This window comes from Sphingomonas sp. Leaf198 (genome assembly GCF_001424005.1).
Classification (GTDB): domain Bacteria; phylum Pseudomonadota; class Alphaproteobacteria; order Sphingomonadales; family Sphingomonadaceae; genus Sphingomonas.
Map to the genome: position 1 here is coordinate 738174 of NZ_LMPX01000001.1, position 20949 is coordinate 759122.

A 20949-nucleotide genomic window follows, 5' to 3' on the forward strand; every position below is an offset into this window, starting at 1 on the left:
TATTTGATGGCGGACAAGACGAATGGCTGAAGCACCAAAAATTCCCGACGAGGCAGAGACCCGCGCACGCTGGGGTTCGTTCGCTTGGACGGACGAGAACCAGGTGAAGGCGAACGAGATCCTCGGGCGCTATCCCAAGGGTCGCGAGCAGTCGGCGTCGATCCCGTTGCTCGATCTGGCGCAGCGCCAGGTCGGTGCGGAAACGCAGACGCAGGGCTGGTTGCCGGTGCCGGTGATCGAGTTCGTCGCGCGTCAGATCAGCGTGCCGTACATGCGCGTGTACGAGGTCGTGACCTTCTACACGATGTTCAATCTGGCACCGGTTGGTCGCTTCCACGTCCAGGTCTGCGGAACGACGCCGTGCATGTTGCGCGGGTCGGACGACGTTCTGGCCGCGTGCAAGAACCGCGGGCTGGTCAAGGGTGGCACGACGCCGGACGGGATGTTCACGCTGACCGAGGTCGAGTGCCTGGGCACGTGCGCGAATGCGCCGATGGTGCAGATCAACGACGATAACTTCGAAGACCTCGATTACGACAAGACGACCGAGATCCTCGAGGCGCTGGCCAATGGCGGACACCCGACGCCGGGTCCGCAATTCGGTCGCCGCGCAAGCTGCCCCGAAGGCGGCCCGACGTCGCTGAAGGCGATGGTCGACGCGAACCACGATTACCGGGGGGAGTGGGCCTGATGCTCGCCGACAAGGACCGCATCTTTACCAACGTCTACGGTTTTCAGCCGTGGAACATCGACGCGGCGATCATGCGCGGCGATTGGGACAACACCAAGGACCTGATGGCGCTCGGCCAGGACGCGATCATCGACGTGATGAAGGCATCGGGTCTTCGTGGTCGTGGCGGTGCGGGCTTCCCGACCGGCACCAAATGGTCGTTCATGCCGAAGGAGCCGAAGCCCGACCGGCCGAACTTCCTCGTCATCAACGCCGATGAGTCCGAGCCGGGCAGCTGCAAGGATCGCGAGATCATCCGCCACGATCCGCACAAGCTGATCGAAGGCGCGCTGATCGCCGGGTTCGCGATGCGCGCGCGCGCCGCGTACATCTACATCCGCGGCGAATATATCCGCGAGGCCGAGACGCTGTTCGCAGCCGTCGCCGAGGCCTATGACCGCGGCTTCATCGGCAAGAATGCATGTGGGTCGGGTTATGACTTCGACGTGTTCGTGCATCGTGGCGCGGGTGCGTACATCTGTGGCGAAGAGACCGCGATGCTGGAGAGCCTCGAGGGCAAGAAGGGCCAGCCGCGGCTGAAGCCACCTTTCCCCGCAGGCGCTGGTCTTTACGGCTGCCCGACGACGGTCAACAACGTCGAATCTATCGCGGTTGCGCCGACGATCCTGCGGCGCGGCGCTGCGTGGTTCTCGAGCTTCGGCGCGGAGAACAACCGCGGCACGAAGCTGTTCCAGATCAGCGGCCATGTGAACAAGCCGTGCGTCGTCGAGGAGGAGATGAGCATCTCGTTCCGCGACCTGATCGAGACGCATTGCGGTGGCATCCGTGGCGGCTGGGACAATCTGCTCGCGGTGATCCCGGGCGGCTCTTCGGTGCCGCTCGTGCCCGCCGCGCAGATCATGGACTGCGCGATGGACTTCGATGGCCTGAAGGCAGTCGGTTCGGGCCTCGGCACCGCGGCGATCATCGTCATGGACAAGTCGACCGACATCGTCCGCGCGATCAGCCGCATCTCGTACTTCTACAAGCATGAGAGCTGTGGCCAGTGCACGCCGTGCCGCGAGGGCACCGGCTGGATGTGGCGCGTGATGGAGCGGATGCGCACCGGCGACGCCGAACTGTCCGAGATCGACATGCTCCAGCAGGTCACCAAGCAGGTCGAGGGTCACTCGATCTGCGCGCTGGGTGATGCAGCCGCATGGCCGATCCAGGGCCTGATCAAGCATTTCCGCCCCGAGATGGAGCGCCGTATCCGTGAGCGCGGTGGCGACACCGCGCCGATGATGGAAGCGGCGGAATGAGGCGCCGCGCGTCCATCCTGATCGCGTGCGCCTTTGCGTCCGGAGCGATTGCCACGGAAGCGTCTTCGCAGCGGACCGGTTCGCGGATCGGCAAGACGGCAGGGGTTGGCGATGGCCGCGATGCGTTACGGCTCATCGCGGATTGCGTCGTCGGCAAGCGGCCGAACTTGACCGCGCAGTGGCTCGACGTTTCGCCGGGATCCACGCAGGAAGGCAAGTTGCTCGACGCTAACAACGCGTTGTTCAGCGATTGCATGACGAGTGATCGGCTAGTCCTCGATGGCATGGAGCTGAAATTCAAACGGTCGATGCTGCGTCGTCCGATAGCAGCTTCGGCAATCCGGTTGCGGTTGCGTGGCAAGCCTACGCCGCCGCTGCCCAAGGTGACTGCGCCATGGTACGAAAGTCATGCTTTAATGGTGTCCGCGGGGTCTGGGGTCGATAGCAACGCGCTCGCGTTACAGGCGTTCGGACATTGCGTTGCCTTGGCGAGGTGGGATTCTTCGGTTGCATTGCTGAAGTCGCAAATCGACAGCCGTGAGGAAACTGCCGCTCTCGCACAAATCATTCCGGCTTTGGGGCCTTGCCTTCCCGCCAAGGAAACCATCAAGGTCCGGCGTGACATGATCCGCGATATCCTCGCAGAGCCAGCCTATCATCTCCTGACGGCCGCAAACGGCCAGGGAAGCACAAATGCCCATAGTTAAAGTCGATGGCGTAGAGATCGAGGTGCCTGCCGGTGCCACCGTGCTGCAGGCGTGCGAGCTTGCCGGCAAGGAGATCCCGCGGTTTTGTTATCACGAGCGGCTGAGCATCGCCGGCAACTGCCGGATGTGCTTGGTCGAGGTGAAGCCTGGTCCGCCCAAGCCGCAGGCGTCGTGCGCGCTGCCGGCGGCGGACAAGCAGGAGATCTTCACCAACTCGCCGATGGTGAAGAATGCCCGCGAGGGCATCATGGAATTCCTGCTCATCAACCATCCGCTCGATTGCCCGATCTGCGATCAGGGCGGCGAGTGCGATCTGCAGGACCAGTCGGTCGCCTATGGCCGCGGCCATTCGCGCTACGACGAGAACAAGCGCGCGGTCACCGAGAAGTACATGGGTCCGATCGTCAAGACGGTCATGACCCGCTGCATCCAATGCACGCGCTGCATCCGGTTCGCCGAGGAAGTGTCCGGCGTCGAGGAGATCGGTGCGATCTTCCGCGGCGAGGACATGCAGATTACTTCGTATCTCGAGAACGCGGTCAAGAGCGAACTCTCGGGCAACGTCGTCGATCTGTGCCCGGTGGGCGCGCTGACGTCGAAGCCGTATGCGTTCGAGGCGCGTCCTTGGGAATTGCGCAAGACGTTGACGATCGACGTGATGGACGCGGTCGGCACCAACATCCGGCTCGACAGCCGTGGTCGCCAGGTGTTGCGCTGCGTGCCGCGGATCAACGAGGACGTGAACGAGGAGTGGGCGACCGACAAGACGCGCCACGCGATCGACGGCCTCGTACGCCGTCGTCTCGACAAGCCCTATGTCCGGGTGAACGGCAAGCTGGTTCCCGCGACGTGGGACGAGGCTTTCGCAGCGATCAAGGCTGTGAACGCCGGGTCGAGCGTTGCGGCCGTCGCTGGCGATCTGGTCGATTGCGAGACGATGTACGCCGCCAAGGCGCTGCTCGCGAAGATGGGGTCGACCCTGCTCGAAGGCCGTCAGACCGGCATGGACTATGACGCGACGAGTATCGCAGCGGTCAATTTCAACACGACGATCGCCGGCACCGAGCGTGCCGACGCGATCCTGCTGGTGGGTACCAACCTGCGCTGGGAAGCGCCGCTGGTGAACACGCGGGTGCGGAAAGCGATCAAGAAGGGCGCGAAGGTCTTCGCGATCGGGCCGGAGACGGACCTGACGTACAAGGTCGAGTGGCTCGGCGACGATCTGGCGCTGCTCGGCAGCCTGCCCGAGGCGGTTGCCGAGGCGTTCGGCAAGGCCAAGCGTCCGATGGTGATCGTCGGTGGCGGTGCGCTGAAGGGTGGCCATGCGGCCGCTCTCAAGCTCGTCGATACACTGGGTCTCGTGAAGGAAGGCTGGAACGGCTTCAATGTCGTCCACATGGCGGCCTCGCGGATGGGCGGGCTGATGCTCGGCTATGCGCAGAAGGGCGGGATCGCCGACGTGATGGGGGCGAAGCTCGGCTTCTTCCTCGGCGCGGACGAGGTCGATTACTCGAAGTTCGCAGGCTTCAAGGTGTTCGTTGGACATCACGGCGACAAGGGTGCGGCGGCTGCCGACGTCATCCTGCCGGGTGTCACCTACGCCGAGAAGTCGGGGACGTGGGTCAATCTCGAGGGCCGTGTCCAGCGCGGCGAGCGTGCGGTGTTCGCACCCGGCGATGCGCGCGACGACTGGTCGATCTTCCGCGCTCTGTCCGATACGCTCGGCCATACGCTGCCGTTCGACAGCTTCGAAGGGCTGCGCGAGGAAATGTACGCGGACGTGCCTGCGTTGCGTCATCAGGCGCTCGCGACGTTCGAGTGGAACCCGCCCTTGCTGAATGGTGAAGGGCAGGGCGTACTCGCCGGTTATCCGATCAAGGACTTCTACCTGACCAACGCGATCTGCCGCGCGTCGCCGACGATGCAGCGCTGCTCGGCCGAACTTCTCCACGGGGAAGATTACGCGGAGGCAGCCGAATGATCTCCTGGTTCGAATCCTCGCTCGGTTACGACTGGGCGTTCTTCGTCGCGACGATCATCGACATCCTCGTGATCGCGTTGCCGCTGATGCTGGCGGTGGCGATGATCATCTATGCCGACCGCAAGATCTGGGCGGCGATGGCGTTGCGGCGTGGTCCCAACGTCGTCGGGCCGTTCGGTCTGCTGCAGAGCTTCGCCGACGGCCTGAAGGTGTTCCTGCAGGAGACCATCGTCCCCGCAGCCGCCAACCGCACGCTGTTCCTGCTGGCACCGATCATCACCTTTACGGTCGCGCTGATCGTCTGGGCGGTGGTGCCGTTCGGGGTTGGCGTCGTGCTCGCGGACATCAACGTCGGGCTGCTCTACGTGCTCGCGGCGTCGTCGCTCGGCGTGTACGGGATCATCCTGTCGGGTTGGGCGTCGAACTCGAAATACCCGTTCTACTCGGCGCTTCGTGCGGCCGCGCAGATGGTGTCGTACGAAGTCGCGATCGGCTTCATCCTGATTTCGGTCGTGCTGTGGACCGGCAGCTTCAACCTGTCGGCGATCGTGATGGCGCAGAAGTCGCACGTCTGGTTCTTCAACGGGTACATCCTCAACCCGCTGATGTTCCCGATGGCGGTGATGTTCTTCATCTCGTCGCTTGCCGAGACGCAGCGTGCGCCGTTCGATTTGACCGAGGCGGAAAGCGAGCTCGTCGCCGGTTACCAGACCGAATATTCGTCGATGTCGTTCGCGCTGTTCTGGCTCGGCGAGTACGCCAACGTGCTGCTGATGTGCGCGCTCAACGCGACGCTGTTCTGGGGCGGGTGGCTGCCCCCGGTCGACTGGGCGCCGCTGTATTACGTGCCGGGGATCATCTGGCTGTTCGCCAAGATCCTGTTCTTCTTCTTCCTGTTCAGCTGGGTGAAGGCGACCGTGCCGCGCTATCGCTACGATCAGCTGATGCGGCTCGGCTGGAAGGTTTTCCTCCCCGTCTCGCTGTTCTGGGTTTTCCTCGTGTCGGGCTATCTCATGCTGACGCGCGTTGGAGTGGGTTCATGAGCGTCGCTCAGATCATCAAGTCGTTTACCCTGTGGGAATTCGTGAAGGCGCACGCGTTGACGCTTCGCTATTTCTTCAAGGAAAAGGCGACGATCAACTATCCGTACGAGCGCAATCCGGTGTCGCCGCGGTTCCGTGGTGAGCATGCGTTGCGTCGTTATCCGAACGGCGAAGAGCGGTGCATCGCCTGCAAGCTGTGCGAGGCCGTGTGCCCCGCACAGGCGATCACGATCGAAGCCGAACCGCGTGACGACGGTTCGCGCCGTACGACGCGTTACGACATTGACATGACCAAGTGCATCTATTGCGGCCTGTGTGCCGAGGCGTGCCCGGTCGATGCGATCGTCGAGGGACCGAACTACGAGTTCGCCACCGAAACGCGCGAAGAGCTGATCTACGACAAGTCGAAGCTGCTCGATAATGGCGACCGTTGGGAAAGCGCGATCGCGGCGAACCTTGCCGCCGATGCGCCGTACCGTTAAGCGAGCGCCGCGATGACACAGATTAACTCCGTCGTCCCAGCGCAGGCTGGGATCTCGTGCCGCACGGGCGCATCCACCAACGTGAAGACCCCGGCGTTCGCTGGGGTGACGGGGAGGGTGATCGCGTGATCCAGGCCTTAGCCTTCTACCTCTTCGCCTTCGTCGTCGTCCTGTCGGGCGCATTGACGATCGCGTCGCGCAACCCGGTCCATTCGGTGATGTGGCTGATCCTCGCGTTCTTCAACGCGGCTGGCCTCATGATCCTGGTCGGTGCCGAGTTCATCGCGATGCTGCTCGTCATCGTCTATGTCGGTGCGGTTGCGGTGCTGTTCCTGTTCGTCGTCATGATGCTCGACATCGACTTCACCGAGTTGCGCGCAGGCGTTGCCCGGTATTTCGGGATCGGTCTCGCACTTGCGGTGGCACTCGCCGCCGAGGTGATGATCGCGATCGGCGCATGGAGCACCGGCCCGATCCAACTCGCACGTCGCGCCGCACCGATCGACGACACCGTGCCGAACATCCAGGCGATCGGTAACCTGCTCTACACGCGCTATCTGTTCGTGTTCGAGGGTGCCGGCCTGGTGCTGCTGGTCGCGATGATCGGGGCGATCGTGCTGACCCACCGCCAGCGTGGCGGCGTCAAGGCGCAGAACATCAGCCGCCAGAACGCGCGTCGTCCGCAGGACGCCACGCGCAACACGAGCCCGGTCGTCGGGCAGGGAGTCGAACTGTGACGATCGGTCTCGTCCATTATCTGGTCGTCGCGGCGATCCTGTTCACGATGGGGGTGCTCGGCATCTTCCTGAACCGCAAGAACCTCATCGTCATCCTGATGGCGATCGAGCTGATCTTGCTGGCGGTGAACATCAATCTCGTCGCGTTCTCGGCGTTCCTCCACGATCTCGTCGGACAGGTGTTCGCGATGTTCGTGCTGACGGTCGCCGCGGGTGAAGCCGCGATCGGCCTCGCCATTCTCGTGATCTATTTCCGCGGTCGCGGCACCATCGCGGTCGACGACGTCAACCGGATGAAGGGGTAATACGGTTGATCCAGCTTATCGTCTTCCTGCCGTTACTGGCCGCGATCGTTGCCGGGTTCGGCAATCGCGCGATCGGCAACGTGCCGGCGAAACTCGTCACCACGGCAGCGCTGTTCGCGTCGTGCCTGTTGTCCTGGCCGATCTTCATCGGTTTCCTGTCGGGCACCAGCACGGCCACCGTCGCGCCGCTGCTCGACTTCATCCACTCCGGCGACATGAACGTCGCCTGGTCGCTGCGCGTCGATGCGCTGACCGCAGTGATGCTCGTAGTCGTCACGTCGGTTTCGGCGCTGGTCCATTTGTATAGCTGGGGCTATATGGACGAGGATCCCGACCAGCCGCGCTTCTTCGCGTATCTGTCGCTGTTCACCTTCGCGATGCTGATGCTCGTGACCGCGAACAATCTCGTCCAGATGTTCTTCGGCTGGGAAGGCGTGGGTCTCGCATCCTACCTCCTGATCGGCTTCTGGTTCCGCAAGCCCTCTGCCAGCGCAGCCGCGATCAAGGCGTTCGTCGTCAACCGTGTCGGCGATCTCGGCTTCATGCTCGGTATCTTCGGCACGTTCCTGGTGTTCGGTACGGTCTCGATCCCCGAGATCCTCGCCGCGGCCCCCGGTATGGCGGGCTCGACGCTCGGCTTCCTCGGCTACCGCTTCGATACGATGACGGTGCTCTGCTTGCTGCTCTTCGTTGGTGCGATGGGCAAGTCGGCGCAGCTTGGCCTGCACACCTGGTTGCCGGACGCGATGGAAGGCCCGACCCCGGTGTCGGCGCTGATCCACGCGGCGACGATGGTCACCGCGGGCGTGTTCATGGTCTGCCGCCTGTCGCCGATGTTCGAGATGAGCCCGGTCGCGCTGACCGTGGTCACCTCGGTCGGTGCCGCCACTTGCCTGTTTGCGGCGACCTGTGGCCTCGTGCAGACCGACATCAAGCGCGTGATCGCGTATTCGACCTGTTCGCAGCTCGGCTACATGTTCTTCGCGGCGGGTGTCGGCGCGTACGGCGCGGCGATGTTCCACCTCTTCACACACGCGTTCTTCAAGGCGCTGCTGTTCCTCGGCGCCGGCTCGGTGATCCATGCGATGCACCACGAGCAGGACATGCGTTATTATGGCGGCCTGCGTAAGAAGATCCCGGTGACGTTCTGGGCGATGATGGCGGGTACGCTCGCGATCACCGGTGTCGGCATCCCCGGCCTCTTCGGCAACACCGCGATCGGGTTTGCAGGCTTCCATTCGAAGGATGCGATCATCGAGGCGAGCTGGGCTGCGGGTCAGCCGGGCGTGTGGTTCGTCGGCGTGCTCGTCGCGTTGCTGACCAGCTTCTATTCGTGGCGCGTGATGTTCCTGACCTTCTGGGGCAAGCCGCGCTGGGCCGCATCGGAGCACATCCAGCATGCGCTCCACGACGCACACGGTCACGACGAGCATGCGCACGGGCACGCCCATGACGCGCATCACGCGGACGACCATCACGCGAACCCGGCTCAGGCCGAGGACGCAGGTCACGCGCCGCACGATCATCACGACGCCGCGCATGCGCCGGCCGACGGCGATGGTGGGTATCACCCGCACGAGAGCCCGCTGCCGATGCTGATCCCGCTGATCGTCCTGTCGATCGGTGCGGTTCTCGCCGGCTTCGTGTTCCACGGCTTCTTCATCGAGCCGACCGCAGGCGAGGAGTTCTGGAAGGGCGCACTCGCGTTCCGCGAACATCTGATGCACGAGATGCACGGCGTGCCGTTGCTGATCAAGCTGTCGGCGACGATCGCGATGCTGCTCGGCCTGCTGACCGCCTGGTACGCCTATATCAAGGCACCGACGTTCCCGGCCAAGGTCGTCGAACAGTTCGGCGTGCTCTACGACCTCCTGCTGCATAAGTGGTATTTCGACGAGTTGTACGACCTGATCTTCGTCCGCCCGGCGTTCGCGATCGGCCGCTTCCTGTGGCACCGCGGTGACGAGAAGACGATCAACCGGTTCGGGCCTGATGGCGCGACCTGGGTCGTGCAGATCGGTAGCCGCGTGGCCAACCGCTTCCAGACGGGATACCTCTACACCTATGCCTTCGTCATGCTGATCGGGCTGACCGCAGCCGTAACCTGGGCGATCGGACTGTAATGACCGGCTTTCCTATCCTCTCCGTCCTGATCGCGGTCCCAATGATCGCGGCTGTCGTGTGCCTGTTCGTCTCGGCGAACGCGGCGCGGACGCTGGCGCTGGCGGCGACGCTGATCGACTTCGTTCTCGGCATCCTGCTGTGGATGAACTACGACATCGGCGGCGCGCAGTGGCAGTTCGTCGAGCACGCCCCGGGCATCTTCGGTCCGTTCGGCTGGTCGCTTGGCATCGACGGCTTCGCGCTGATGCTGATCATGCTCAGCGTGTTCCTGATGCCGATCTGCATCGGTGCCAGCTGGCGCTCGATCACCACCCGCGTGCCTGAATACATGGCGGCGTTCCTGTTCACCGAAGTGCTGATGATCGGCACGTTCGCGGCGCAGGACCTGTTCCTGTTCTATGTGTTCTTCGAAGCCGGCCTGATCCCGATGTACCTGATCATCGGCATCTGGGGCGGTGCGAACCGGATCTACGCGTCGTACAAGTTCTTCCTGTACACGCTGCTCGGCTCGGTCCTGATGTTCATCGCGATGTTGTACATGGCGAAGACCGCGGGCACGACCAGCATCCCGGCGCTGATGAACTACGACTTCCCGGCGCACGTGCAGACGTGGCTGTGGCTGGCGTTCTTCGCATCGTTCGCGGTCAAGATGCCGATGTGGCCGGTCCACACCTGGTTGCCCGACGCGCACGTTCAGGCGCCGACCGCAGGCTCGGTGATCCTGGCGGGCGTGCTGCTAAAGCTTGGCGGATACGGGTTCCTGCGGTTCCTGCTGCCGATGTTCCCCGAAGCCTCGGGCCAGCTAACTTGGCTGATCTTCGGCCTGTCGGCGGTCGCGGTGATTTACACGTCGCTCGTCGCGCTCGTGCAGTCGGACATGAAGAAGCTGATCGCCTATTCATCGGTCGCGCATATGGCGATCGTCACGATCGGCCTGTTCGCGTTCAACCGGCAGGGCATCGAAGGCGCGATGATCATGATGCTGAGCCACGGCCTGGTATCGGGCGCGTTGTTCCTGTGCGTCGGCGTGATCTACGACCAGCTCCATACCCGCGAGATCTCGCGCTATGGCGGCCTCGCGATCAACATGCCGAAGTATGCGATCTTCTTCCTGTTCTTCACGATGGCCTCGATCGGCCTGCCGGGCACGAGCGGCTTCGTCGCCGAGTTCCTGTCGCTGATGGGCACGTATCAGGTCTCGACCTGGACCGCGTTGCTCTGCACGACGAGCATCATCCTGGGCGCCGCGTACATGCTGTTCCTGTATCGTCGCGTCGTGTTCGGCGAGATCAAGTCGGACGACGTCCGCGCGATGGTCGACCTGTCGGGCCGCGAGATGTGGTTGCTCGCACCGATCGCAGCCGTCGTGCTGTGGATGGGCGTATATCCCGAGAGCTTCCTGGCACCGATGCGCAAGGACGTGGGCGTGCTTCTCGCCCGTGTCGACCGCGCCAAGCCGGCCAGCGATTCGAACCCAACCGCGGGGGAGCCCGCCGCAACCGTCCATAGTGCCGCGCACGGGGAGGCACACTGATGGATTACGCTGCTAACATCGCAATGACGCTGCCCGAACTGGTGTTGGCGTTGGGTGCGATCGCGCTGATGCTCGTCTCGGCCTGGGGCGGGGACAAATCCACGCGCGCCGTCTCGATCGCCGCCGTTTTCGTGCTGGTCGGGGCGGGGATCGCTTTGGTCGGTCCAGCCTCGTCGGGCGGCTATGCGTTCGACGGCCTGTACCGCGCGGACGCGTTCGGCGCGTTCGCCAAGGTGCTGATCTACATCGCCTCGGCGGTCGCGATCGTCATGGCGCCGAGCTTTTTCGCCCGCACGCACGGCGACGATCTGCGTCCGGAATATCCGGTGCTGATCCTGTTGTCGGCGTGCGGCATGGGGATCATGGTCTCGGCCACCGACATGCTTACGCTGTATGTCGGTCTCGAGCTGCAGAGCCTTGCAGCATACGTCCTCGCCAGCTTCATGCGGCGCGACGGGCGTTCGGCGGAAGCCGGCCTGAAGTATTTCGTGCTCGGCGCGCTCGCCAGCGGCATCCTGCTGTACGGCATCTCGCTGGTCTATGGGTTCAGCGGCACGACGTTGTTCTCGGGTATCTCGGAAGCCTATGCGGGCACCAAGTCGCTTGGCCTGTTGTTCGGTTTGGTATTCGTGTTCGCCGGTCTCGCGTTCAAGATCAGCGCGGTGCCGTTCCACATGTGGACGCCCGACGTGTACGAGGGCGCACCGACGCCGGTCACTGCGTTCTTCGCGTCCGCCCCGAAGGTCGCAGCGCTTACGCTTAGCGTCCGCGTGGCGGTCGATGCGATGGGCCCGGCGACCGACCAGTGGCGTCAGATCGTGATCTTCGCGGCGCTGGCCTCGATCATCCTCGGTGCGGTCGCGGCGATCGGCCAGACCAACATCAAGCGCCTGCTCGCATACTCGTCGATCAACAATGTCGGCTTCGCGCTGATCGGTCTTGCGGCCGGGACACCCGAAGGCGTGTCGGGCGTGCTGATGTACCTGACGATCTACGTCGCGATGACGCTCGGTTCGTTCCTGGTGGTGTTGCAGATGCGTGGTGACGACGGGCAGCCGGTCGAGACGATCGACAGCCTTGCCGGCATGTCGCGGACGCGGCCTGCACTCGCCGCAGCGCTCGCGATCTTCATGTTCAGCCTCGCCGGCATCCCGCCGCTGTTTGGCTTCTACGCGAAGTTCGCGGTGTTCAGCGCGGCGGTCGACGCCGGGCTCTTCCCGCTGGCGGTGGTCGGCATCGCCGCCTCGGTGATCGGCGCGTATTACTATCTGCGCGTCGTCAAGACGATGTACTTCGACGATCCGGCACCCGCGTTCGCGCCGATGGAGAGCAAGGTCGAGGGTGGCCTGATCGCCATCGCCGCCGTGTTCGTGTCGCCAGCCGGCTACCTCCTCATCCCCGTGCTTGGCGCGTGGACGATGGCGGCCGCACGGGCGTTGTTCTGAGCATCATCCGCACCGTCGCGGAAACAGGATCGACCAACGCCGACCTGCTGGAGCTTGCACGCGGCGGTGCCGAGGACGGTCTCTGGTTGCGCGCGATCCGGCAGACGGCGGGGCGGGGGCGGCTCGGGCGCGAATGGTCGTCGCCTGAGGGTAACCTCTACGCGAGTACGCTGGTCCGGTTGCGGCCGACGGATCCGCCCGCGGCGAGCCTCGCGCTCGTCGCTGCGGTCGCCTTGCAGGAAACCGTGTCGACGTTCCTCGTCGCCGGGATCTGCCAGGGCACGACCGATGCGAGCGAAACGCTGGTCCTGAAGTGGCCGAACGACCTTCTGCTCGCGGACGCCAAGCTGTCGGGTATCCTGCTCGAACGCTCGGACAATGCGGTGATCGTCGGCTACGGCGTCAACATCGCGCATCATCCCGACTTGCCCGACCGTCTGACGACCGACCTTGCCGCGCACGGCGTGGTGGTCGAACCGGCCATGTTCCTCGACATTCTCGCCGACAGTTTCGCGCGTTGGATCGGTCGCTGGCGGACCGAGGGCATCGCGCCGGTTCGCGAGCGCTGGGTCGATTGTGCGCACCCGGCTGGTACCGCGCTGACTGCGCGGCTCCCGGATGGCAGCGGGATCGACGGCCTGTTCGTCGGGCTCGACACCGACGGCGCGCTGATCCTCCGCTTGGCGTCTGGCGAGCGGCGTGTCATTCACGCTGCCGACGTCTTCCTGCTTTGAGGCCCCGCTGATGCTGCTCGCGATCGATGCCGGCAATACCAATGTCGTGTTCGCGCTCGTCGAGAGCGGCGAGATCGTCGCACGCTGGCGGATCGCGACCGATCCCAGGCGGACGGCGGACGAGTATGCGGTGTGGCTCAGCCAGCTGATGCAGCTCGGCGGGCATGATCGCACTGCGGTCGAGGGCGTAATAGTCGCCACCGTGGTGCCGCGCGCACTCCACAATCTCCAGGTGCTCGCGTCGAAATACTTCAATACCGAGGCGCTGATCGCGGGCCATGCGCCGGTCGAATGGGGCATCGCGATCGACGTCGACGAGCCGGCCTCGCTCGGCGCAGACCGCGCGGTCAACACGATCGCCGCGCATGCGCTGCATCCAGGCGACCTGATCGTGATCGATTTCGGCACTGCGACCACCTTCGACGTCGTCGACTATAGCGGCGCGTACAAGGGCGGGATCATCGCGCCGGGGATCAACCTGTCGCTCGACGCGCTGGTAACCGCGGCCGCGAAACTGCCGCGGATCGCGATCGAGGCACCGACGGATACCAGCGTGATCGGGCTCAACACCGTCTCGCAGATGCACATCGGCATCTATTGGGGCTATGTCGCGATGATCGAGGGGCTGGTCGCGCGGATGAAGCGCGAGATCGGCCGTCCCGTGAAGGTCGTCGCCACCGGCGGCCTCGCCACATTATTCGAGAAACAGACCGACGTGTTCGACGTCATCGAAGCCGACCTGACGATCCAGGGGCTGGCGATGATGTGGGATCGTCACCATATCTAGGGCCATTGGGCTCGCGCCGACCGGCCTGCGGGCCATATTCCTGTATAATCCTGAAAGTAATCAATGACTCCGAAGAACGAACTCCTTTTCTGTGGCCTTGGCGGCTCCGGCGAAATCGGCATGAACGTCAACCTGTACGGCTGCCAGGGCAAGTGGGTGATGGTCGATCTCGGCATCACCTTCGCCGATCCGCAATATCCCGGCGTCGACGTGATCCTGCCCGACCTGTCCTTTATCGAGGACCGGATCGACGACCTGCTCGGCATCGTCATCACGCACGGCCATGAGGATCACATCGGCTCGCTGCCGTATCTCGCCGAAGACCTCGGCGTGCCGATCTACGCGACCCCGTTCACGATGGGCCTGATCCGCGGAAAGCTCGAGGAAGAGGGCATCGCCAACCGCGTGAAGCTCAAGATGATCCCGATGGGCGGCAATTTCCAGCTCGGGCCATTCGGCTTTACCTTCGTCGAGATGTCGCATTCGATCCCCGAGGCGAACGCGCTGCTGATCGACACGCCCTATGGTCGCGTGTTCCACACCGGCGACTGGAAGCTCGACAAGAACCCGGTGATCGGCAACCCGACCACGCCCGAGGGCTTCATGGCGATCGGCGACAAGGGCGTCGACGTGCTGGTCTGCGATTCGACCAACATCTTCAACACCACCGCGTCCGGCAGCGAGAGCACCGTGCGCAAGGGGCTGTTCGAGGAGGTCAGCAAGGCCAAGGGCCGCGTGATGATCACCAGCTTCGCGTCGAACGCCGCGCGTCTCCACACGTTCGGTGAAGTCGCGAAGGAAACCGGGCGCAAGCTGTGCGTCACCGGGCGTTCGCTCGACCGGATCATCAAGGTTGCGCGCGCGACGGGCTATCTGAAGGATTTCCCCGACACGATCAGCCCCGACGAAGCGATGCGCCTGCCCAAGAACAAGGTGCTGATCATCGCCACCGGTGGCCAGGGTGAAGAGCGCGCGGCGCTGGCGCGTGTCGCCAATGGCCAGCACACGATCACGCTCGACGCCGACGACACGGTGATCTTCTCGTCGAAGCAGATCCCGGGCAACGAGGTCCAGATCGGTCGCATCCAGAACACGCTGGCGGCCAAGGGCATCCGCATGATCACCGAGCGCCAGGCGCACGTCCATGTGTCGGGTCATCCGGGTCAGCCGGAACTCGCGCAGATGTACGACTGGCTGCGGCCGGAGGTACTCGTGCCGACGCATGGCGAGATGCGCCACATGATGGAGCATGCGCGCTTCGGTCTCGAGCAGGGCATTCCGCGCGCGATCGTGCAGAGCAACGGCGACATCATTCGTCTGGCGCCCAAGGGCCCGGCGAAGATCGGCAATGCGACGGTTGGGCGTCTCGTGCTCGACGGTGATGTGATCCTGCCGGCGGATGGTGCGACGCTGAGCGAGCGGCGCAAGCTGGCAATCAACGGCCAGATTTCGGTCGGTGTCGCGCTTGGCAAGGACGGCCGGATGGTCGGCCAGCCGCAGGTCCGCGTGCAGGGCGTGCCGGTCGAGGAGGATCGTGCGGCATTCATCGCCGATGCGGTCCAGGCGGCCGCGGACACGGTACGCGGCGGCAAGCGCGAGAGCGAGAAGATGCGCGAGCAGATCCGTCTCGCGGTGCGCAAGGTCGCCAAGCGCTGGACCGGCAAGCAGCCGATCGTCGATGTCCTGCTGATCGAGGGCTGAGCCGATGCGCTGGACCTCGGCACTCGCGATCTACGTCCTGTTCTGGTCGTTCTCGGTGTTCCTGGTCCTGCCATTCGGGGTGAAGACGACGCGTGAGGTCGGGGGCGAACACGTCCCCGGCCAGGCCGAGAGCGCGCCGCATGAGTTTCGCTCGGGGCGGACGGCATGGCGGGTGACAGTGGTCGCGACGGTGCTGTTCGTGCTGTTCCAGCTGAATTATTCTTACGGATGGATTACGCCGCAGACGGTCGACCTGTTCGATCGCGGCAATATGGTCACGCGCTGAGGGGCGACGGGTTCGCATCCGTCGAGTAGTTTATCTCGATCTCCGTCATGCCGGGCTTGTTCCGGCATCCACGGTTCCGCTTGGTCGGTAGTCGTGAGTATGCGGCACGGTGGACCCCGGAACCAGTCCGGGGTGACGGGGCGATTTTGGACACGCTGCGCCGTAAACGCTGCTTGCGGCCTCAGATAAATCTTTCCCCGATGCTTTCCGCGAGATGAAGCTTAAAAATGGCCATCACCCTGGCGACGCGGCCGAGCCTGCCAGCAAACCGCCATCGATATTGATCTCCGTCCCCGTGATGTAGGTCGCCTCGTCCGACGCGAGCATCACCGCGACCGCGGCGACCTCCTCCGGCATCCCGAAGCGTTTCAACGGCGTGTCCGCCACCAGCGTCGCCATCCGCGCCTCGCGGTCCGGCCCATCCCCAAGCATATGCTCCCAGATCGGCGTTAGTATCGCGGCCGGGTGCACCGAGTTGCAGCGGATCTTCCACCCCTGCTGCGCGCAATACAGCGCCACCGTCTTGCTGTGATTGCGGATCGCCGCCTTCGACGACGCATAGGCCGCGGCGAGGGGAATGCCGACCAGCCCGGATCGCGACGAGATGTTGATGATCGATCCCGTGCCCGCTGCTTTCATAGCCCCGATCGCATAGCGACAGCCGAGGAACGTGCCGTCGAGGTTGACCGCATGGACCGCGCGCCAGTCCGACAAGGTCGCATGTTCGGGATCATGCGCGACCATGCCTCCCTCGAAGCCCGTAACACCGGCATTGTTGACGACGACGTCGGCGACCGGGACGATCTCAGCCAGTCGTGCCCAGTCCGTCTCTTCGCGGACGTCCAGCTTTTCAAATTGGCAGCCGATGGCAGCCGCAGTCTCCGCTCCGGCGGTTTCGTCGATATCGGTGAGGATGACGATGGCGCCTTCGTCATGGAAGCGCTCGGCGATCGCGCGGCCGATGCCACGTGCCGCGCCGGTGACGACGCAAATTTTAGTGTTCAGCCTTGGCATGTAAGCCTCGAATATGAGTCCGGTCGGCGGATCACTCCGCTGGCGATGGCCGCGTTAGCGGTGACGCTGGATCATTTCGCAGGCTCCTTTGAGGTCCGGTTCAGCGGAGGCGTTCGATCGCCTGCGCCAGTGCCACATACAGTTTGCCCATGTCGGACGATAGCAACGTCACCCCGAGCGGCGAGCCGTCGCGTTGCGTCAGGATCGTGCGGAGCATTGCTTCGAAATCGTGGATGTAGCGGTTGACCATCTCGCGGAAGGTCTCGTCCTCGTCGTAGAGGCCAGCGATCTCGCGGACTTCGCTGGCGTCGAGGATGCGGACGGCACGACGTGTGAACACGCCGCGGTCGCCTTTCAGGTACGCGCCCCATGCGCTGTCGGAGATTTCGGGGGCGATCGCCTTGGTGATGTCGATCGAAGCCGAGTTGAGCGATTCGATCAGCAGCGAGACGCGTCGCGCGAACGTGTCCTGATCGGCATCTTCGCGCTCGGTCCGCGCTTCCTGGATCCGCGTTTCAACTACGGCGGTCTGGTCGACGATCGCCTGGACTTCGCGCGCGAGGCGTTCGGTCGCGCCGGTGGCGGCGTCGACCGCGGCGCCGGTCGCGTCGGTGAGCGCCTTGACCTGACGTTCCACGGTGTCGTTGGTCGCGCGGCGCATCGCGTCGGCACTGGCGGCTTCGAGTGCGGCCGCGGCTTCGGGGATGACCTTCGACAGCGTCTCGCGCGCCTTGTCGGCAGCGACCGCGGCGGTCTCGCGGACGCGGTGGAGCGCCTCGATCAGCTGCGGAGCTGCGTCTTCGGCGAAATGCTGCGTGCGGCCGATCGCCTCGTCGACCATCTGGCCCAAGGCATCGGCTTTCGCGCGGCCGGTGTTGAGCGTGTTGAGCAGGTCGATCGAGAGCGTGTCGAGCACCAGGCGCTGCTCGCCGATGACCCCGGCAATCGCCTCGATCGCGTCGTGCGTGCTCTCCGCGGCGGTGACGAGCGCGAGCAGGTCGGGACGCGCCGAGACGACGATGCTCTTGCTGGCCAGTACCTGCGAATCGAGGCGGCCGAGTGCGGCCGGCATCGTCTCGTCGATCTCGCGTGCGGCGGCGTCGAGCGCGACGAGCAGCGTTTCGGTCGTGGCGATCGTCCGGTGCGCCATGTCGTCGCCGGTCCGGAGCGCCTCGGTCATAGCGTCGGCGGACCCGCCCAGCGCGCTGATCGATGCGGCCAGACCCTGCGTCCGCTCGGTACCGTGGCGGTGCAATAGCTCGATCCGCGCCTCGACGTCCCCGAGCCCGGCATGAAGGTCGTCAACGATCCGGTCGCCGGCACTGCGTTGCAGGTCGAGGCGGATCGCGACGCGTTCGATCGCGTCCTCGACCGCGGCGATGCGGTGCGCGAGCGCTTCGGCGCTATCGCGCGCGGCGCTGTCGAGCGCGGATTGGTTGGCTCCGACCATCGCCAGCATCGCATCACCCTGCGCGGCGATCCCCCGCCTCGACAGATCGACGGCATCGGCGGTGCGGTTGAGCAGCGCGTCGACCGCGGCGGACATGCCGTCGGTGACCGACTCGAGATGCGCGCCCGCGGTCTGACTGGTCGCCTCCATCCGCACGATATGCGCGGCAAGACGTTGCGCGGCACCGCTCGCCATGGTGTCGGCCTCGCGGCCGCGTTCGGCGAGCGCGACGATCTGCGCATCGAGTGCCGCGGCGTGTTCGCTCGCCGACAGACCGGTGCGTTCGAGCCGCTTGGCGACGTCGTCGATATCCGCCTGCGCGCGGGGAAGGGTGGCGATCAGGACGCCGAGGCTGGACTGCGCGCCTGCGGTCGACGTGGCGAGGTTGCGGGCGTGCGCGGCGGCCTGGTCGATCTCCGACGCCATGCCGCGACCGATCGCGGCAAGTTGTTCGGTCGCGCCATTACCCATCAGCAGGAACGTATCGACCTGCTCGGCGAGCTGCGCGCGGTTGGCCTCGATCGTATTCGACAAGGCGGCGACGGTGCGCTCCAGGCTTGCCGCCTCGTCGCGCATAGCCTGAGCGGTGACGCCGAACCGATACGCTTCGGCGCGGCTGGTCCGCATGGCGAGGAGCCAGACGATCCCGACGAGCGCCGGAACAACGCAGAGTGCGGCGACGAACTGGACGAGTGCGAGGGGTTCGATCGTCGCCAGCGCATCCCGTACGAACCAGACCATGCCGAACAGCCATGCCAACACGCCGAAGATCGCAATCCCCGCAAACACCCGACCCAGTCCGCGTGCGGGATCATCCACCTCGAACGCTTCGAATGTTTCCTGATACGCGCTCTGGGGCATAGGGTCCGATACCGGTTCCATCACGATATCCGCGCGAATGGGATGGGCATTGCCTGCCGCCGCACGAAACCCGATCATTGGCGAACCCCCGTTCATGAGTTGTCGAAGTATCACGAAACGTGGCCGGACAAAACGTCTTGTGCAATCTTCCCTTAAGCATCCGTCCGGTAAGCAGGGCGACATGGCGTATGACCCCGGAGCAATCGATGCCACGCTGGCGGCCGCGGTGGGTGACGAACCCATCCTGATCGCCGAGTTGCGAATCGCGTTCATCGAAAGCGCCGAACGGGCACTGACGGCGATGACGCTGGCGACCGACGTCGACGACTGGCGCGCCGCGGCGTGGCGGTTGAAGGGATTGGCCGCGAGCTTTGGCGCGATCCGGTTGATGACGATCGCGACCGTGGTCGCAGACGGCGACCCACGCGACGCCGAAGGTCTGAAGAAACTCCGCCGGGCCGTCGCCAGTCTTTGATCGCACGACGTTCGATCCGCGCTTTCAAGCGGATTGGGCCGTATCGAGGGGCGTTCCACCCGAACCCGGGCTTTGCAGGACGCCATCGACCGCCTAACAGCCGACGATGCTTGCCGGCCTATTATTTGCAATTCACGACGCGGACGATCGCCCCGATCGTCTGGCGGCCACGCTGCCGTTCAGCGGCGTAACCCTAATCGAGTATCAGGCGCGGTTGCTGATCGCCGCGGGCGTGGCGCAGGTTATCGTCGTCGTCGCGCGGATGACGCCCGAACTATTGGGGGCGATCAATCGGATCGGACGGCGCGGCGTCAGCGTCGATACCGTGCGATCTGCGGCCGAGGCGGTCGAAAAGCTTCATCCACTGGCGCGCGTGCTGATGCTCGGCGACGGCCTCGTCACCACCGATGCGATCGTCAAGGCGATGGCCGCCGAAGAAGGCGATTGCCTGCTCGTCGTGCCGGAGGCCGATGCCGGGCCGGGGTTTGAGCGGGTCGGCGGCCAGATGGCGTGGGCAGGTGTCGCGCGGCTCAGTGCGAGCCGGATCGCCGAAGTTGCCGGACTGCCGCAGGATTACGACCTGCAATCGTCGTTGTTGCGGTTCGCGGTTCAGTCGCGCGCGACCCAGGTGCTGTTGCCGACCGATGCGGTGCGCGGCGGACACGGCATCGAACGCCAGGCCCGCACGCTGGAAGAGCGCGGACGCGCGGTGCTGATGACGATCGTGTCGGGCCGGCGCGGCTGGTTCGATCGGTTCGTGCTGGCGCCGATCGCGCGGCTTGCCCTGCCATTGCTGGTCGATCGTGGCGCGGCGGGCGCAAGCGTCGGCGGGGCGGGGCTGGCGCTCGGCGTCGCTGGCCTGGTGACGATCGGGTTCGGTCTTGCCTCGACGGGTCTGGTGATCGCGCTGATCGCCTGCGTCGCGCTCGCGCTCGGCTCGGTCCTGAGCGATCTTCGCGACGAGGCCCCACTGGCCCGGTGGCAGACGCTTGCAATCGGTGGCATCGCTGCGGCGTCGACTCTGGTCTTCGCGTTCATCGTCGCGGGACGTGCCGGTGAGAATACGGCGCTGGCGATCGGCACGGCGCTGATCGCGATCGGCGGCCTTGCCGAGCGCGCTATCCTCGAACGCGATCGTCGGCTCTGGTGGGGAAGTCCGGCGGCCTATCTCCTGATCGTGGGCGCGTTCGCGCTGATCGGGTTTCCCGTATTTGGGCTTGGTTTTGCTGTAGTATATGCGACTGCGACCCTGGCGGATGCGATCGAACGACTTCGTCGCGATCCTTAGGCC

General features: G+C 64.7%; 19 protein-coding genes. 17 read left to right on the forward strand and 2 right to left on the reverse strand.

The window, feature by feature from the left end:
- Window positions 1-22: 22 nt before the first annotated feature.
- From ASG20_RS03435 to ASG20_RS03505, 15 genes are all read left to right on the forward strand, one after another.
- Entirely contained in the window at window positions 23-691 is a 669-nt protein-coding gene (locus ASG20_RS03435) for a complex I 24 kDa subunit family protein (RefSeq protein ID WP_056048529.1), read from the forward strand.
- Window positions 691-1992: an NADH-quinone oxidoreductase subunit NuoF gene (nuoF, locus tag ASG20_RS03440; protein ID WP_056050371.1), complete on the forward strand. Its 1302-nt coding sequence runs from the start codon at window positions 691-693 to the stop codon at window positions 1990-1992. The genes ASG20_RS03435 and nuoF overlap by 1 nt, the downstream gene beginning before the upstream one ends.
- Window positions 1989-2699 carry a hypothetical protein gene (locus tag ASG20_RS03445; RefSeq protein WP_056048532.1) on the forward strand — a complete coding sequence of 237 codons (711 nt, stop codon included), beginning with the start codon at window positions 1989-1991 and terminating at the stop codon, window positions 2697-2699. Before nuoF ends, ASG20_RS03445 begins: the two co-directional genes overlap by 4 nt.
- Entirely contained in the window at window positions 2686-4680 is a 1995-nt protein-coding gene (gene nuoG / locus ASG20_RS03450) for an NADH-quinone oxidoreductase subunit NuoG (protein WP_056048533.1), read from the forward strand. The genes ASG20_RS03445 and nuoG overlap by 14 nt, the downstream gene beginning before the upstream one ends.
- Window positions 4677-5723 (forward strand): NADH-quinone oxidoreductase subunit NuoH, encoded by a 1047-nt coding sequence (gene nuoH / locus ASG20_RS03455; protein WP_056048537.1) that lies wholly within the window; start codon window positions 4677-4679, stop codon window positions 5721-5723. The genes nuoG and nuoH overlap by 4 nt, the downstream gene beginning before the upstream one ends.
- Window positions 5720-6205, forward strand: a complete 486-nt coding sequence (nuoI, locus tag ASG20_RS03460) for an NADH-quinone oxidoreductase subunit NuoI (RefSeq protein ID WP_055877898.1) — start codon at window positions 5720-5722, stop codon at window positions 6203-6205. The genes nuoH and nuoI overlap by 4 nt, the downstream gene beginning before the upstream one ends.
- 125 nt (window positions 6206-6330) lie before the next feature.
- Window positions 6331-6942: an NADH-quinone oxidoreductase subunit J gene (locus ASG20_RS03465; protein WP_056048540.1), complete on the forward strand. Its 612-nt coding sequence runs from the start codon at window positions 6331-6333 to the stop codon at window positions 6940-6942.
- Window positions 6939-7247, forward strand: coding sequence for an NADH-quinone oxidoreductase subunit NuoK (gene nuoK, locus ASG20_RS03470; protein WP_082441002.1), 309 nt, complete (start codon window positions 6939-6941; stop codon window positions 7245-7247). The genes ASG20_RS03465 and nuoK overlap by 4 nt, the downstream gene beginning before the upstream one ends.
- Before the next feature lie 5 nt (window positions 7248-7252).
- Window positions 7253-9370 (forward strand): NADH-quinone oxidoreductase subunit L, encoded by a 2118-nt coding sequence (gene nuoL / locus ASG20_RS03475; protein ID WP_056048543.1) that lies wholly within the window; start codon window positions 7253-7255, stop codon window positions 9368-9370.
- Window positions 9370-10905: an NADH-quinone oxidoreductase subunit M gene (locus tag ASG20_RS03480; protein ID WP_056048546.1), complete on the forward strand. Its 1536-nt coding sequence runs from the start codon at window positions 9370-9372 to the stop codon at window positions 10903-10905. The genes nuoL and ASG20_RS03480 overlap by 1 nt, the downstream gene beginning before the upstream one ends.
- A complete protein-coding gene (gene nuoN, locus ASG20_RS03485; RefSeq protein ID WP_056048549.1) occupies window positions 10905-12350 on the forward strand; it encodes an NADH-quinone oxidoreductase subunit NuoN in 1446 nt (481 codons plus the stop codon). Before ASG20_RS03480 ends, nuoN begins: the two co-directional genes overlap by 1 nt.
- A 2-nt stretch (window positions 12351-12352) precedes the next feature.
- Complete coding sequence (locus tag ASG20_RS03490; RefSeq protein WP_056050373.1) at window positions 12353-13084, forward strand: biotin--[acetyl-CoA-carboxylase] ligase; 732 nt, start codon at window positions 12353-12355, stop codon at window positions 13082-13084.
- A gap of 10 nt (window positions 13085-13094) precedes the next feature.
- On the forward strand, window positions 13095-13871 hold the full coding sequence (locus ASG20_RS03495) for a type III pantothenate kinase (RefSeq protein ID WP_056048552.1): 777 nt from the start codon (window positions 13095-13097) through the stop codon (window positions 13869-13871).
- A gap of 63 nt (window positions 13872-13934) precedes the next feature.
- Complete coding sequence (locus ASG20_RS03500) at window positions 13935-15572, forward strand: ribonuclease J (protein ID WP_056048555.1); 1638 nt, start codon at window positions 13935-13937, stop codon at window positions 15570-15572.
- 4 nt (window positions 15573-15576) lie between these two features.
- Window positions 15577-15858 (forward strand): DUF1467 family protein, encoded by a 282-nt coding sequence (locus ASG20_RS03505; RefSeq protein ID WP_056048558.1) that lies wholly within the window; start codon window positions 15577-15579, stop codon window positions 15856-15858.
- A gap of 234 nt (window positions 15859-16092) precedes the next feature.
- Here ASG20_RS03505 and ASG20_RS03510 read toward each other — a convergent pair whose 3' ends face one another.
- Window positions 16093-16872 (reverse strand): SDR family oxidoreductase, encoded by a 780-nt coding sequence (locus tag ASG20_RS03510; protein ID WP_056048561.1) that lies wholly within the window; start codon window positions 16870-16872, stop codon window positions 16093-16095.
- A 100-nt stretch (window positions 16873-16972) separates the two neighbouring features.
- Window positions 16973-19261 (reverse strand): hypothetical protein, encoded by a 2289-nt coding sequence (locus tag ASG20_RS03515; RefSeq protein WP_231420315.1) that lies wholly within the window; start codon window positions 19259-19261, stop codon window positions 16973-16975.
- A 103-nt stretch (window positions 19262-19364) separates the two neighbouring features.
- Between ASG20_RS03515 and ASG20_RS03520 the strand changes: the two genes are divergently transcribed.
- Both ASG20_RS03520 and ASG20_RS03525 read left to right on the forward strand, forming a co-directional pair.
- Complete coding sequence (locus tag ASG20_RS03520) at window positions 19365-19658, forward strand: Hpt domain-containing protein (protein ID WP_056048567.1); 294 nt, start codon at window positions 19365-19367, stop codon at window positions 19656-19658.
- A gap of 106 nt (window positions 19659-19764) precedes the next feature.
- The gene (locus ASG20_RS03525) at window positions 19765-20946 is read left to right on the forward strand and encodes a hypothetical protein (RefSeq protein WP_056048570.1); all 1182 of its coding nucleotides are present in this window, start codon (window positions 19765-19767) and stop codon (window positions 20944-20946) included.
- Window positions 20947-20949: the final 3 nt, after the last annotated feature.

Excerpts from the sequence above, each read along its gene's own strand:
- nuoF (WP_056050371.1), top strand. The coding sequence starts at position 691 with ATGCTCGCCGACAAGGACCGCATCTTTACCAACGTCTACGGTTTTCAG.
- ASG20_RS03435 (WP_056048529.1), top strand. The coding sequence starts at position 23 with ATGGCTGAAGCACCAAAAATTCCCGACGAGGCAGAGACCCGCGCACGC.
- ASG20_RS03445 (WP_056048532.1), top strand. The coding sequence starts at position 1,989 with ATGAGGCGCCGCGCGTCCATCCTGATCGCGTGCGCCTTTGCGTCCGGA.
- ASG20_RS03510 (WP_056048561.1), bottom strand. The coding sequence starts at position 16,872 with ATGCCAAGGCTGAACACTAAAATTTGCGTCGTCACCGGCGCGGCACGT.
- nuoG (WP_056048533.1), top strand. The coding sequence starts at position 2,686 with ATGCCCATAGTTAAAGTCGATGGCGTAGAGATCGAGGTGCCTGCCGGT.
- ASG20_RS03525 (WP_056048570.1), top strand. The coding sequence starts at position 19,765 with ATGCTTGCCGGCCTATTATTTGCAATTCACGACGCGGACGATCGCCCC.
- ASG20_RS03480 (WP_056048546.1), top strand. The coding sequence starts at position 9,370 with ATGACCGGCTTTCCTATCCTCTCCGTCCTGATCGCGGTCCCAATGATC.
- ASG20_RS03520 (WP_056048567.1), top strand. The coding sequence starts at position 19,365 with ATGGCGTATGACCCCGGAGCAATCGATGCCACGCTGGCGGCCGCGGTG.
- ASG20_RS03495 (WP_056048552.1), top strand. The coding sequence starts at position 13,095 with ATGCTGCTCGCGATCGATGCCGGCAATACCAATGTCGTGTTCGCGCTC.
- nuoH (WP_056048537.1), top strand. The coding sequence starts at position 4,677 with ATGATCTCCTGGTTCGAATCCTCGCTCGGTTACGACTGGGCGTTCTTC.
- nuoI (WP_055877898.1), top strand. The coding sequence starts at position 5,720 with ATGAGCGTCGCTCAGATCATCAAGTCGTTTACCCTGTGGGAATTCGTG.
- ASG20_RS03505 (WP_056048558.1), top strand. The coding sequence starts at position 15,577 with ATGCGCTGGACCTCGGCACTCGCGATCTACGTCCTGTTCTGGTCGTTC.
- nuoN (WP_056048549.1), top strand. The coding sequence starts at position 10,905 with ATGGATTACGCTGCTAACATCGCAATGACGCTGCCCGAACTGGTGTTG.
- ASG20_RS03500 (WP_056048555.1), top strand. The coding sequence starts at position 13,935 with ATGACTCCGAAGAACGAACTCCTTTTCTGTGGCCTTGGCGGCTCCGGC.
- ASG20_RS03515 (WP_231420315.1), bottom strand. The coding sequence starts at position 19,261 with ATGATCGGGTTTCGTGCGGCGGCAGGCAATGCCCATCCCATTCGCGCG.